Genomic DNA, 13,444 nt, shown 5'->3' with positions numbered 1-13,444 from the left:
TTCTTCTTATCAATGCGCCGCCCATTCAATCGAGTTCAAATCGATACCTTCTTTAAACATTTCCCACAGCGGAGACAGTTCGCGCAGTTTGCCGATTTTGGATTTAATCAGTTCTGCTGCGAATTGCACTTCTTCTTCGGTGGTCATGCGGCCGAAGGTGATGCGCAGGGAAGAATGTGCCAATTCGTCGTTGCGGCCGAGTGCGCGCAAGACGTAGCTTGGTTCGAGACTGGCAGAAGTACAGGCGGAGCCGCTGGATACGGCGAGTTCTTTGACCGCCATAATCAGGCTTTCGCCTTCGACGAAGTTGAAGCTGACGTTCAGGTTGTTTGGGGCGCGGTGTTCGAGGTCGCCGTTGATATAGACTTCTTCGATGCCTTCGATGCCTTTGAGGAAGATGTCGCGCAGTTTGCGGTAGTGTGCCATGTCTTGCTCGAGTTCTTCTTTGGCGATGCGGAAGGCTTCGCCCATGCCGACGATTTGGTGGGTCGGCAGGGTGCCGCTGCGGAAGCCGCGTTCGTGGCCACCGCCGTGCATTTGGGCTTCGAGGCGGACGCGTGGTTTACGGCGTACATACAGGGCGCCGATGCCTTTAGGGCCGTATACTTTGTGGCCGGACATAGACAGCAAATCAACTTTGGCAGCTTCAACGTCGACAGGTACTTTACCGCATGCTTGTGCTGCGTCAACATGGAAAATTATTTTACGTTCGCGGCAGATTTCGCCGATGGCAGGAATATCTTGAACCACGCCGATTTCGTTGTTTACCCACATGACGGAAACGAGGATGGTGTCTTCGCGGATGGCGGCTTTCAGTACGTCTAAATCAACCAAACCGTTTTCTTGTACGTCTAGATAAGTTACTTCATAACCTTGGCGTTCGAGTTCGCGCATGGTGTCGAGTACGGCTTTGTGCTCGGTTTTTACGGTGATGAGGTGGTTGCCTTTGGATTTGTAGAAGTGCGCCGCGCCTTTGATGGCGAGGTTGTTGGACTCGGTTGCGCCGCTGGTGAAAACGATTTCTTTAGAGTCGGCGTTAATCAGTGCGGCAATGTCTGCGCGTGCTTTTTCTACGGCTTCTTCTGCTTCCCAGCCGAAGCTGTGGCTGTTGGAGGCTGGATTGCCGAAAATATCGGACAGGTAGGGAATCATTTTTTCGGCAACGCGGCGGTCAACGGGAGTAGTGGCGGCGTAGTCGAGGTATACGGGGGTTTTGACGGTCATGGTTTGCTCTTTCGTTTGGTCATCTGCCTGCGGTCTTTGCCGCAAGTCGGTTTAATGAATGTGTGTAAAGGTAACGACATGACTGCTGTCGCTGCAGTTTTTTTGTTCAATGATGCTTTGCAGCGTAACGCCGCTGAGGTAATCATTGATGGTTTTGTTTAAGTTTTCCCAAAGGTCGTGGGTCAGACAGGGGGCGCCGTGGTTGCAGTTTGCTTTGCTGCCGCACTGCGTGGCATCCAGTCGGTCTTCGGCTGCGGAGATGATTTGTGCAATATTGATTTGCTCGGCGGGAGCGGCAAGGATGTAGCCTCCGCCGGGGCCGCGTAGGCTTTCAACCAATCCGGCACGGCGCAGTTTGCTGAATAATTGTTCGAGGTAGGAAAGCGATATGCTTTGTCGTTCGCTGATGGCACTGAGTTTAACAGCGCCGGTTTGCGCGTTCATCGCCAAATCTATCATGGCGGTTACTGCAAATCGCCCTTTGGTAGTCAGTCTCATGGTGTGGTTGCCTGTGTGGGGCGTTTTTATTAGTGGGGAGAATTGTCTAATATCTGAGTGTTTCAGTCAAGTATGTGGTGGCTCGGTTTGATTGTTTGTTTAAATGGTGGCATTGTCTGATTTTTAAATTGGAAAATATTTTCTTTATTTTTCTGTAATTTGGATTTAAGGCTGTCTGAAAAAAGGCTATCAACCCTACAAATATCAGGGTTAAAATGTTTTGATTTAATATTGATACTGATATAGATTATCAAAATTATTCTTAAAATTTAGTTGTTTTGATGGCGTAAAATGAATGAGGTGTTTGAAATGTTCAGACGGCCTTGATCGTCCATCTTTACCTTAACAGAGGCAATCAACAATGAAATCTGATTTAAGCAAAATAACCTGTATCGAAGACTTGCGCCTTGTTGCCAAACGTAAAATGCCGCGTATGTTTTATGACTATATTGACTCAGGCTCTTGGACGGAAACCACTTATCGTGAAAATACTTCGGATTTTAAAGACATCCGTTTCCGTCAAAAAGTATTGGTTAATATGGAAGGACGCAGCCTTGAGACCAAAATGATCGGTCAGGATGTGAAAATGCCGGTAGCGATTGCGCCGACAGGTTTCACGGGCATGGCGCATGCCGACGGCGAAATCTTGGCGGCACGGGCGGCGGAAAAATTCGGTATTCCGTTTACGCTGTCGACCATGTCCATTTGTTCGATTGAAGATGTGGCTGAAAACACCAGCTCGCCGTTTTGGTTTCAGCTTTATGTGATGCGCGACCGCGAGTTTATGGAGAACCTGATTAAGCGTGCGAAGGATGCTAATTGTTCGGCTTTGGTATTGACTGCCGATTTGCAGGTTTTGGGTCAGCGCCACAAAGACATTAAAAACGGCCTGTCTGCGCCGCCGAAACCGACCATCGCCAATTTAATCAATTTGGCGACCAAACCGGAATGGTGTATGAAAATGCTGAACACGGAACGCCGCACCTTCCGCAATATTGTCGGCCATGCGAAAAACGTGGGTGATTTGTCTTCGCTGTCTTCGTGGACTTCCGAACAATTCGACCCGCGCCTGAGCTGGGACGATGTGGCGCGCATTAAAGATTTGTGGGGCGGCAAGCTGATTATCAAAGGCATTATGGAACCGGAAGACGCGGAAAAAGCAGCAAAAAGTGGCGCGGACGCATTGGTCGTTTCCAATCATGGCGGCCGTCAGCTTGACGATACCGTGTCAGCCATTAAGGCTTTGCCTGATGTGGTCAGCGCGGTGGGCAGCGACATCGAGGTTTGGATGGACAGCGGTATCCGCAGCGGTCAGGATATTTTGAAGGCTTGGGCTTTGGGTGCGAAAGGTACGATGATAGGCCGGGCGTTTCTGTATGGTTTGGGTGCGTATGGAGAAGAAGGCGTAACCCGTGCGCTGGAAATCCTGTATAAAGAAATGGATATTTCCATGGCGTTTACCGGTCATCGCAATATTCAAGATGTGGATTCCAGCATTTTGCGTTCTACGCGTTGGCATCAAGATGAATTTTAATTTCTGAACATAAGAAAAGGCCGTCTGAAAATCTGTTTTCAGACGGCCTTTTTATAGACGGCTATTTCTCGTTTTTGCGATACCATTCGATGAAGGCATCGGGTTTGACAAAGCCTAATAAGGCTTCGCTATGACTACCGTCGGCGCGGACAACAAACACGCCTGGAGGGCCGAAGAGGCCGTATTCTTTCAGTAAGGCCTGATGGTCAGGAGTGTTGGCGGTTACGTCGATTTGGAAGAAGCGCTGCATATCGACTGCTTCGTGTACCTGCGGTTGGTTGAGCGTGTAGGCGGCCATTTCTTTGCAGGATACGCACCAGTCGGCGTAGAAATCAATCAGCACGGGCTTGCTTGGGTCGGCTTTCAAGGCGGCATCCATAGCGGCTTTGAGTTCGCCGACATCGGTAAACATCTTGCCGTGGTCGGTTTCTTGGCCGGTTTCGGATGGCGGAACCAGCGTTAAGAAGTGGTGCAGGGTAGTGGTTTGTTTATTGAAGCTTTGCCAGCCAAACCATGAGCCGCCAATCAGCAGTAAAAAGCCTAATACGGCGGCAACTGTTTTCAGACGGCCTTTTTGTTTGCCGGATTTCGCCAAAAGCATAAGGGCGGGAACAATCATCAGCAAGGTGTAGAGGCCGACTACTGCGAAATAAGGCAGATGCGGTGTGGCAAGATATACGGCAACGGCCAGTAAGATGAAGCCGAATGCGTATTTGATGCCGTTCATCCAGTCGCCTGCTTTAGGCAGGATATGGCCGCCGAATGTGCCGATGATGATGAGCGGCACGCCGGTGCCGAGTGCTAATACATAAAGTGCAAGGCCGCCCAATACGGCATCGCCGGTCTGGCCGATATAGCCCAGAGCAAATGCCAGCGGAGGCGCAACGCAAGGGCCGACAATCAGGGCGGACAAAATACCCATGATGAAGACGGAAATGATTTTGCCGCCGGAGAGTTTATTGCTTTGGTTTTGGAAATAGGATTGGACTGAGTTTGGCAGCTGGATATTGAAGAGGCCGAACATGGACATCGCCAGTACCACCATCAACGCAGCGGCGGCAAGTACGACCCAAGGCTGTTGTAGCCATACGGTCAACAGCGCGCCTGTCAAACCGGCAATCACGCCAACCAAGGTATAGGTCAATGCCAAGCCTTGTACATACACCATCGACAAGGTGAACGCGCGGCCTTTGCCGGCTTTTTTATCGCCCACGACAATGCTGGAAACAATCGGCAGGAGCGGATACATACAGGCGGTAAAGCTTAAGCCCAAACCTGCGACAAAAAACGCCAACAGGTTGGCGTTTAAAGTATCCCAAGAGAGCTTGAAGCGGCTGCTGTCGGGATTGTTTGTACTGGGTTGCGTGGGCATTTGGCCGTCTGAAGAGGCGGACGGTTGCAAGAATCGGTCTTTGGCAGAAACCGGCTCGTCGCTTTGCGGCTGGTAAACCCCGTTGCCTTTTACGTCAAACTCGGTGTCCACAGGCGGATAACACACACCCACTTCGGCACAGCCTTGATAAGTCAGCGTCAGTTTGTATTGCGGCGCGGCTTGTTTGTAAGGCAGGTCAACCTGTGCGGTATGGTGGTAAACCGTTTGTTTGCCGAAGAATTCGTCTTCTTTTTCTTCGCCTTTGCTGAATTTGGGTTCGGCCAAGATTTTGTCCGGATCGGTCACCGCAACGATTTTGGACTGGTACATATAGTAGCCGTCAGCGATTTTGAATTGCACGCTGACGCCTTGATCAGTTACATTGACTTGAGGAACAAAGGCTTGCTCGGGTGGCAGCAAATCATTGGCATCTACTGCGAATGCGAAGCTGCTCAAGCCTAAAAATGCAATGAGGAAATAAAGGAATTTTTTCATAATATCCACGGATATGCCGTTGAGAAACCGTCATTATAAATGATGGGGAAAACAATTGGCTTAATTTAAGTTAAAGATTACGCGAGTTGTCTAATTCTTTTGAATTATATCGGATTACAGTTAACCGTACATGACCGATAGTCTCATGTTATCGTTCAATTTATGCCAAAGGCCGTCTGAAATGTTCAGACGGCCTTTGTTGCTATTCGGCTTAACTTTAAGGATAAGCGATATAAGCGTAAGCGGAATGGTTGTGTATCGATTCGAAGTTTTCGCTTTCGACAACAAACGACTCGATGCGTTTGTCGGCAATCAACGCAGTGGCCACATCGCGAACCATGTCTTCGACAAACTTAGGATTTTCGTATGCTTTTTCCGTTACATACTTCTCGTCAGGGCGTTTGAGCAAACCGTAGAGCTGGCAGCTTGCTTGCGCTTCAACGTAATCGATGATTTCTTCAATGCCTACATCCGCGTTTGCAATCAGGCTGACCGTCACATGCGAACGTTGGTTATGCGCGCCGTATTGGGAAATTTCTTTGGAACACGGACACAATGAAGTAACCGGAACCATCACTTTCAGATTGTGGCTGTATGTACCGTTTTTGATTTCGCCGGTCAGGGTGACATCATAGTCGAGTAGCGATTGGATGCCGGAGACAGGCGCACTTTTCTTGCGGAAAAACGGGAAGTAAACGCTGATTTTGCCGGAATGCGAATCCAACAGGGCAACCATATCGGCGGTCAGCTTGTGCAGCGTATCGAAATCCAAAGCATCGGTTTGTTTTTCTATCAGGGCGACAAAGCGCGACATATGCGTGCCTTTTTGGTCGGCAGGCAGGAAAACCGTCATGGTCAGGCGGGCGACGGTGGATTGTTCGCCTTCTTTGCTTTTAAGGGAGATTGGAAAGCGCAGGTCTTTGATGCCGACCTGATTAATCGGCAGGTTGCGTAAATCGCGGCTGGATTGCACGTCTGCAATGGCGTTCATGCGTGGTATGTCCTTCATGATAGGATTGTTGAGATGCGTGTGGAGGGAATCGGCTCGTGTCGGCCGATTTGCAAATGCGAGATTATATCACTTGCTTTATCCGCCTGCATTGATTGTTTCTATTTTTCAGATAGTGATAAAATCTTCGATTATTCACATCTACATAGGCAGAGACCAAATGAAATTCGCCACGAAAGCCATTCATTCCAGCTACGATTGCGACGAACACAACCGTGCGCTGATGCCGCCGATTTATCAAAACAGTATGTTTGCGTTGCATGAGATTGGCGAAAATGTGCCTTACCGCTACTCGCGCCTGAGCAACCCGACCCGTCAGGTATTGGAAGATACCGTTGCCGATTTGGAGCATGGTGCGGCCGGCTTTGCGTTTTCCAGCGGTATGGCGGGCATTGATGCCGTATGGCGTACTTTCCTGCGCCCGGGCGATACTATTGTCGCGGTCGCCGATATTTACGGCGGCGCTTATGATTTATTGGTCGATGTTTATCAAAAATGGGGTGTGAACGTTGTTTTTGCCGATTTGGGCAATCCGGATAATTTGGACGAGCTGCTCAAAGCGCACAATGTCAAACTGGTTTGGCTGGAAACCCCGTCCAATCCGCTTTTGAGATTGGTAGACATCAAAGCCCTTGCTGCGAAAGCCAAAGCAGCCGGTGCGTTGGTGGGTATCGACAACACCTTTGCCACGCCATATTTGCAACAGCCGTTGGATATGGGTTGCGATTTTGTGTTCCATTCCGCTACCAAATATTTGTGCGGCCATTCCGACGTACTGATGGGCGTAGTCGTTGCCAAAACCAAAGAGCTGGCTCAGCCTTTGCACGACATGATGGTGCATACCGGCGCGATTGCAGGCCCGATGGACTGCTGGTTGGTGTTGCGCGGTATCAAAACGCTGGCTCTGCGCATGAATGCCCATTGCCAAAACGCACTCGAAATCGCACGCCGTTTGGAAGCTCATCCTGCCATTGAAAAAGTGTTCTATCCCGGCCTGCCGTCGCACGAACATTATGAACTCGCTCAAGCACAAATGCCCAAAGGCATCGGCGGCGTGGTTACGGTTTATCTCAAAAATGACACGCGTGAAGCGGCCAATAGCGTGATTAAAAACATGAAACTGGTCAAAATGGCTTCCAGCCTCGGCGGCGTGGAAAGTCTGGTCAACCATTGCTATTCCCAATCCCACAGCGGCGTGCCGCATGATGTGAAAATGGAAATGGGCATCAAAGTCGGCCTGCTGCGTTTCTCTGTCGGTATTGAAGACGTTGACGATATTTGGAACGATATTTCCAAAGCATTGGATACGACTTTGTAAATAAGGCTTATTGGTAGCTGAAATGCTAGCAATCATTATGGAGTGCAAATTGAAAACAAAATCTAAAAAACTTTTTAGGCTTGTTACCTTATTTGTAGCGGCATTCTCCATCTCTACGCCTACGGTAATGTACTTCAGTACAGGCGAAGCGACATTAAACCTTTTTGTTGAGGGTTTTTGGATAATTGGATTACTCCAATCACTCGTTTTTGTTACCATTGTAGACTATTACACCGAATCTAAACACGCAAGTAAGTATTTTTCTGCTACAGTTAAAACAAACATGAGACAAACCAATGGCAAATGGCGGCCTGTTGATATGCCTATTGGTGGTTGGAATTCCAAGATTCAAGGTAATGATCCATTTGCGGAATTTCATGACGAATTATTTGAAAAAGAAATGAGACAAAACGATCCATTTTACGCTCATGAAGTTGATAACATTTGGCATGGAACGCACTTAGACTCGAGTTCTGAGGAGTATTGGAAATAAAAAAATGGTTAAATTATCTATGTCTCTAATACCTTACCAATTGAAAGACCGTCTGAAAGTGAATGGTTTTTCAGACGGCCTTTAGTAATACATAAGGAATAGATATGAAAACATTATTCAGTTCATTGATGAGTATGGTGGTTTTGGCAGCTTGTACATCTCCTTCAGTATCTCAGTCTGAACAAGCCTCTAAATCGCAGGTGCAAACTCAACAAACTGCGCAACTTACTTTAGCCGCCAAATGGCGTGTTGTCGCTTTCAATAAATTCACCGAAAAAGATTTGGCCGGTACTGATGCCTATCTGGATTTGAGCGAGATGCCTAAGGCGTATGGCAAGATGGGGTGTAACGATATGATGTTCCAAGCCAATACGATTGGTTCGGACAAAATTGATTTTGGCCATATTGCGGTAAGCATGATGCTGTGTGAAGACATGAAGCTGGAAGATGCGTTTTTGCGCAAACAAAGCGTGTGGAACTATCGTTTTGACGGTAACGATTTGATTTTAGAACAAAAAGGCATCAGTATCCGTTTGCGCCGTGAATAATCTTAAAGGCCGTCTGAAAATAAATATTTCAGACGGCCTTTTGAATCTTTATAATAAGCCCTATTTGAAACTGATACCGAATATCAAGGAAACCTATTATGGCAGCTTCTCCAGAAGCCAAGTTTACCGAAGAAAAAGTCTTGTGGATCAAACACCATACACCTAAGTTGATGACTTTTGCCATCAGCCGTCCCGAGTCCTACCGTTTTTCGGCAGGGCAGTTTTCGCGCCTTGGTTTCCGTGACGGCGAGGGCTTTATTTGGCGCGCGTATTCCGTCGTATCTGCCGAATACGCCGATACGCTTGAGTATTTCGCGGTGTTAATCGAAGGCGGCCCGATGTCGGCGCGTTTTGCCGCGATGAAAGAGGGCGATACTATTTTGCTGGATAAAACGGCTACCGGTTTCCTCTTGCCCGAGCGTTTCCCCGACGGAAAAGATTTGGTCATGCTCTGCACGGGTTCCGGCATTGCGCCTTTCCTCTCCATTATCGAGCAGCCTGAAATCTGGCAGCGTTTCGACCGTTTGGTTTTGGCGCATTCTGTCTCTTACGCTGACGAGTTGATTTTCAACCAACGCCTTGCCGATTTGAAAGAGCATCCGCTGATTGAAGAATATTTCCATAAATTCACTTTTGTTCCGGTTACCACGCGTGAGGAAACGGAAGGCGCATTGAGCGGCAAACGGATTCCCGAATTGCTGAAGAATGGCGGTTTGGAAGCAAAAATCGGCTTTAAGTTCACCAAGGCCGATACGCGCTTTATGGTTTGCGGCAATCCGGCAATGGTTAAAGACACTTTCCAAGCCCTGATGGATTTGGGCTACGCCATGCACCGCAACCGCATCTCCGGCGAAATCATGATGGAAAATGGTTTTTAACAGATAAATGGTCAAAGGCCGTCTGAAAGTTTCAGACGGCCTTCAATATTAAATATAAACCGAAAATCAGAGAAAATATGAATATCAAACAATTGATCCAAGCCCTGCCCAAAGCCGAGTTGCACGTCCATATCGAAGGGACGTTCGAGCCGGAATTGATGTTTGAAATCGCCAAGCGCAACCACATAGCGATTCCTTATGAAAATGTCGAAGCGGTACGGCAGGCTTATGATTTTCACAATTTGCAGTCGTTTTTAGATATTTATTATGCCGGTGCCGGCGTATTGTTGCACGAGGCGGATTTTTACGATTTGACCCGCGCGTATCTTGAGCGTTGCCGCGAAGACAATGTCGTGCATACGGAAATATTTTTTGATCCGCAAACCCATACTGCGCGGGGCGTGGCGTTTGAAACCGTGATTAACGGCATTGTCCGTGCCTGCCGTGAAGCCGGGCAGCAATGGGGCATAAGCACGCGTTTGATTATGTGTTTCCTGCGCCATTTGTCGGAAGAAAGCGCATTTGAAACCTTAAATCAGGCTTTGCCTTATAAAGAACACATCATCGGCGTAGGCTTGGATTCGAGCGAGCTGGGGCATCCGCCGTCTAAGTTTGAGCGCGTGTTTGCACAGGCGCGGGCGGAGGGTTTGTTGACGGTGGCACATGCCGGAGAAGAAGGCCCACCGGAATATGTTTATGAGGCTTTGGACTTGCTGCATGTCCGTCGTATCGATCATGGCGTACGGGCGGAAGAAGATGAGGCGTTGATGGCGCGTTTGATTAAAGAGCAAATGCCGTTGACCGTTTGCCCGTTGAGCAATTTGAAATTGAAAGTATTTCCGGAGATGGTAAAACACAATTTGCGCCGTATGTTGCAACGCGGCGTGTTGGTAACCGTCAATTCCGATGATCCGGCGTATTTCGGCGGCTATATGAACCGAAATTTTGAAGCGCTTGCCGAAGCTTTGGATTTGAGTGCGGAAGAAATCAAAACCTTGTGCGCTAATTCGTTCCGCGCTTCGTTTTTGAGCGAGGCAGAAAAGGAAGAATGGATACGGAAGATTGAAGGTTTTCATGTTGAATCATGATAAAAGGCCGTCTGAAAAAGTTTTAGACGGCCTTTTATGATGGCTGTTAATAATCAACTTTGATTTTAGGTATTTCCTGCGCGGCTTTGTATTCTTCTTCCAATTCAAAGCGCAGCGGATACAAATTCAATTTTTCCATCAGCAGGCGGTCGCCGTCTTCGTCCGGATTGCCCGTAGTCAGCAGCTTGTCGCCGTAGAAAATCGAGTTTGCACCAGCCATGAAACACATGGCCTGCATGGATTCCGGCATATTGCTGCGGCCTGCGGATAGGCGGACGTAGCTGTGCGGCATAGTAATCCGCGCCACAGCGATGGTGCGGACAAATTCCGTCCAGTCCAAATCTTCGGCATCGGCCAGCGGCGTGCCTTCTACTTTAACCAACTGGTTGATCGGCACGCTTTCGGGTTGCGGGTCGAGGTTGGCAAGGCTGGCAATCAGGCCTGCGCGTTCGGCGCGGGTTTCGTTCATGCCGACGATGCCGCCGCAGCAGACTTTCAATCCGGCATTGCGGACTTTGCCCAAAGTATCCATGCGGTCTTCGTGTTTTCGCGTGTGAATGATGTCGTTGTAGCGTTCGGGGTCGGTGTCGAGGTTGTGGTTGTAGTAGTCCAAACCGGCTTTTTTGAAGTCTTCAGCCATGCCGTCTTCGAGCATGCCGAAGGTGCCGCACACTTCCATGCCCAAGCCTTTCACCGCGCTGATGATTTCGGAAACGACAGCCACGTCTTTGGGTTTGGGGCCACGCCATGCCGCGCCCATGCAGAAACGGCTGGCGCCGCGCGATTGGGCAATTTTGGCTTTTTCGACGATTTCGTCCACATCCATCATCTGCTCTTTGCCCAGATTGGTGTTGTGGTGCGCCGATTGCGGGCAGTAGGCGCAGTCTTCGGGACAGCCGCCGGTTTTGATGGACAACAGGGTGGAAAGCTGGATTTCGCGCGGATTGAAATTTTGGCGGTGGATTTCGGCAGCTTGATAAACGAGGTCGAGGAAAGGCAGCCCGAACAGGGCTTCGACATCGCATTTTTTCCAATAACGCGCGGTCGGATGCGGCTTGCGCTCGGTTTGACGGCGCAAGGCTACGGGAGATACGGTCATAGTGTGTTCTTTCGTGTTTACAGCGACGCAGTGTCGCTGACGGCTTGACTGCCGGCGTAATGACGGCAGCAGCAGGTTTGAAATCAATATAAAAGGCCGTCTGAAACGGCGCAGCAAGTGTAACGCTTTTGATAATGTAGGGCAAATGTTTCAGACGGCCTGAAATATGGTTTGTCGGGTTTGCTATAATCGCATTTTTAATTTTTCCGTTTTCTTATGAACGCGCCCAAAGCCTTCGCCGTACTCGGCCCGACCGCCGGCGGTAAAACCGCACTGGCCTTAAATATTGCCCAATCGCTGCCGGTGGAAATCATCAGTCTGGATTCCGCGCTGGTGTATCGTGGTATGGACATCGGTACGGCCAAGCCGACTGCTGAAGAGCTTGCCGCCGTACCGCATCATTTGATTGATATTATCTCGCCGCTGGAAAGTTACAGCGCGGCGGATTTCGTCGGCGATTGCGTGCGCTTGGTGAACGAAATACATGCGCGCGGTCGCTATCCATTGATTGTCGGCGGTACGATGATGTATTTCCACGCGCTGACGGAAGGTTTGAACGACTTACCTAGCGCAGATGCGGCAGTGCGCACACAGCTTCAGGCGGAAAAGAACGAACACGGTCTGGCGGGCCTGTATCGCCGTTTGCAGGAAGTTGACCCGATGACGGCAGGCCGTCTGAAAGCCAATGACAGCCAGCGTATTGAACGCGCTTTGGAAGTCTATCTTCTGACCGGCAAGCCTTTGAGCGAACATTTCACGGAGCAGAAGCAGGCCGCGCCTTTATTTGATTTATGCACGGTTGCCCTGATTCCTGAAGACCGTCATTTATTACACCGCCAAATCGAAAAACGCTTTTTAAATATGCTGGAACACGGTTTCCTCGATGAAATGCACGGCTTACGCCGCGATTATCCGCAACTACATGCCGATATGCCGTCTATGCGCTGCGTGGGCTACCGTCAGGCTTGGGATTATCTCGAAAGCGAAACCAATTATGACACCTTTGTCGAAAAAGGCATTGTCGCCACGCGCCAGCTTGCCAAACGCCAGTTGACCTGGTTGCGGAAAATTCCTTTGGCGCATACGTTAGATCCTTACGCAGACAGCGATTATGTTCAGACGGCCTTGGCCTTGGCGCGTCAGCATTTTCAGGAATAATCCATGCTGACTACGCCACCACTTGCCCCTAAAACATTGTCCACACTAAAAGAATTGGGTATTCGTACACTGGAAGATTTACAGGAAATCGGCGTAGTCCGCGCATTTCTATTGCTGAAAGCGTCGGGTTTGACCGTAACCAAAAGCACCTTGTGGCAACTGGCTGCGCTGGTTTCGGGTGTGGATGTCCAGCATATTTCCGAGGAGAGAAAGACGGAGCTGGGCGAGGCTTTGAAAAAACATCCGCCTGTTGCCGTTTTCCCTTCTCAAAGCGATATGGAAGCCTTTATGCGGCTGGCGATAGAACAGGCCAGACAATCGGCGGCATTGGGCGAAGTGCCCGTTGGCGCGGTCATCGTATATCAAGGCAAGGTAATCGCAGCGGCACACAATACCTGCATTGGCGACCACAATGTCAGCCACCATGCCGAAATCAACGTGCTTGCCGTCGCAGGTAAGGCCTTGCAAAACTACCGTTTGGAAGATTGCGATGTGTACATTACCTTAGAGCCTTGCTCCATGTGCGCATCTGCCTTGATACAGGCGCGGGTCGGGCGCGTGATTTATGGTGCGGCCGAAGCTAAAACCGGTGCGGCAGGCAGCGTGGTCGATTTGTTTGCCGACAAACGTCTGAACAAGCATACTGCAATTTTGGGCGGCATATTGGCAGATGAATGCCAAAGCGTCTTGCAGGATTTCTTTGCAGCCAAACGTAAGGCCGTCTGAATTT

The 13,444-nt window shown here is 49.4% G+C and carries 13 protein-coding genes; 8 read left to right on the top strand and 5 right to left on the bottom strand.

Translation table 11 applies throughout. The annotated features are described in order from the left end of the window. Positions 1 to 9: 9 nt before the first annotated feature. Both ACTHTQ_RS02200 and iscR read right to left on the bottom strand, forming a co-directional pair. A complete protein-coding gene (locus ACTHTQ_RS02200) occupies positions 10 to 1,224 on the bottom strand; it encodes an IscS subfamily cysteine desulfurase (protein WP_063067760.1) in 1,215 nt (404 codons plus the stop codon). Between the two features lie 51 nt (positions 1,225 to 1,275). Next, a complete protein-coding gene (gene iscR, locus ACTHTQ_RS02195) occupies positions 1,276 to 1,722 on the bottom strand; it encodes a Fe-S cluster assembly transcriptional regulator IscR (protein ID WP_003680774.1) in 447 nt (148 codons plus the stop codon). 361 nt (positions 1,723 to 2,083) lie between these two features. On the opposite strand from iscR, the gene ACTHTQ_RS02190 reads away from it, so the two are divergent. After that, positions 2,084 to 3,256, top strand: coding sequence for an alpha-hydroxy acid oxidase (locus tag ACTHTQ_RS02190; RefSeq protein ID WP_250590057.1), 1,173 nt, complete (start codon positions 2,084 to 2,086; stop codon positions 3,254 to 3,256). 61 nt (positions 3,257 to 3,317) lie between these two features. Here ACTHTQ_RS02190 and dsbD read toward each other — a convergent pair whose 3' ends face one another. Together dsbD and folE2 are read right to left on the bottom strand one after the other, a co-directional pair. Beyond that, positions 3,318 to 5,123, bottom strand: coding sequence for a protein-disulfide reductase DsbD (dsbD, locus tag ACTHTQ_RS02185; RefSeq protein ID WP_440362954.1), 1,806 nt, complete (start codon positions 5,121 to 5,123; stop codon positions 3,318 to 3,320). Between the two features lie 217 nt (positions 5,124 to 5,340). Beyond that, positions 5,341 to 6,114 carry a GTP cyclohydrolase FolE2 gene (gene folE2 / locus ACTHTQ_RS02180; protein WP_440362953.1) on the bottom strand — a complete coding sequence of 258 codons (774 nt, stop codon included), beginning with the start codon at positions 6,112 to 6,114 and terminating at the stop codon, positions 5,341 to 5,343. Positions 6,115 to 6,292: 178 nt separating this feature from the next. Between folE2 and ACTHTQ_RS02175 the strand changes: the two genes are divergently transcribed. From ACTHTQ_RS02175 to ACTHTQ_RS02155, 5 genes are all read left to right on the top strand, one after another. Continuing rightward, positions 6,293 to 7,450: a trans-sulfuration enzyme family protein gene (locus tag ACTHTQ_RS02175; protein WP_049344451.1), complete on the top strand. Its 1,158-nt coding sequence runs from the start codon at positions 6,293 to 6,295 to the stop codon at positions 7,448 to 7,450. A 49-nt stretch (positions 7,451 to 7,499) separates the two neighbouring features. Then, complete coding sequence (locus ACTHTQ_RS02170; protein ID WP_440362952.1) at positions 7,500 to 7,943, top strand: hypothetical protein; 444 nt, start codon at positions 7,500 to 7,502, stop codon at positions 7,941 to 7,943. Between the two features lie 104 nt (positions 7,944 to 8,047). Next, positions 8,048 to 8,491: an META domain-containing protein gene (locus ACTHTQ_RS02165; protein WP_440362951.1), complete on the top strand. Its 444-nt coding sequence runs from the start codon at positions 8,048 to 8,050 to the stop codon at positions 8,489 to 8,491. A 98-nt stretch (positions 8,492 to 8,589) separates the two neighbouring features. Beyond that, positions 8,590 to 9,369: a ferredoxin--NADP reductase gene (locus ACTHTQ_RS02160; RefSeq protein WP_440362950.1), complete on the top strand. Its 780-nt coding sequence runs from the start codon at positions 8,590 to 8,592 to the stop codon at positions 9,367 to 9,369. 77 nt (positions 9,370 to 9,446) lie between these two features. Continuing rightward, a complete protein-coding gene (locus ACTHTQ_RS02155) occupies positions 9,447 to 10,457 on the top strand; it encodes an adenosine deaminase (RefSeq protein WP_440362949.1) in 1,011 nt (336 codons plus the stop codon). A gap of 46 nt (positions 10,458 to 10,503) precedes the next feature. On the opposite strand, the gene bioB is transcribed toward ACTHTQ_RS02155, so the two are convergent. Further along, the gene (bioB, locus tag ACTHTQ_RS02150) at positions 10,504 to 11,556 is read right to left on the bottom strand and encodes a biotin synthase BioB (RefSeq protein WP_440362948.1); all 1,053 of its coding nucleotides are present in this window, start codon (positions 11,554 to 11,556) and stop codon (positions 10,504 to 10,506) included. A 216-nt stretch (positions 11,557 to 11,772) separates the two neighbouring features. On the opposite strand from bioB, the gene miaA reads away from it, so the two are divergent. Both miaA and tadA read left to right on the top strand, forming a co-directional pair. Further along, complete coding sequence (gene miaA, locus ACTHTQ_RS02145) at positions 11,773 to 12,714, top strand: tRNA (adenosine(37)-N6)-dimethylallyltransferase MiaA (protein ID WP_440362947.1); 942 nt, start codon at positions 11,773 to 11,775, stop codon at positions 12,712 to 12,714. Positions 12,715 to 12,717: 3 nt separating this feature from the next. Continuing rightward, the gene (gene tadA / locus ACTHTQ_RS02140; RefSeq protein WP_440362946.1) at positions 12,718 to 13,440 is read left to right on the top strand and encodes a tRNA adenosine(34) deaminase TadA; all 723 of its coding nucleotides are present in this window, start codon (positions 12,718 to 12,720) and stop codon (positions 13,438 to 13,440) included. Positions 13,441 to 13,444 lie beyond the last annotated feature (4 nt).

This window comes from Neisseria sp. P0020.S003 (genome assembly GCF_051957095.1).
In the GTDB taxonomy this organism is placed as follows: Bacteria; Pseudomonadota; Gammaproteobacteria; order Burkholderiales; family Neisseriaceae; genus Neisseria; species Neisseria subflava.
Note: the sequence above shows the minus strand (reverse complement) of the source record. Positions and strands in the feature narration are given on the sequence as shown.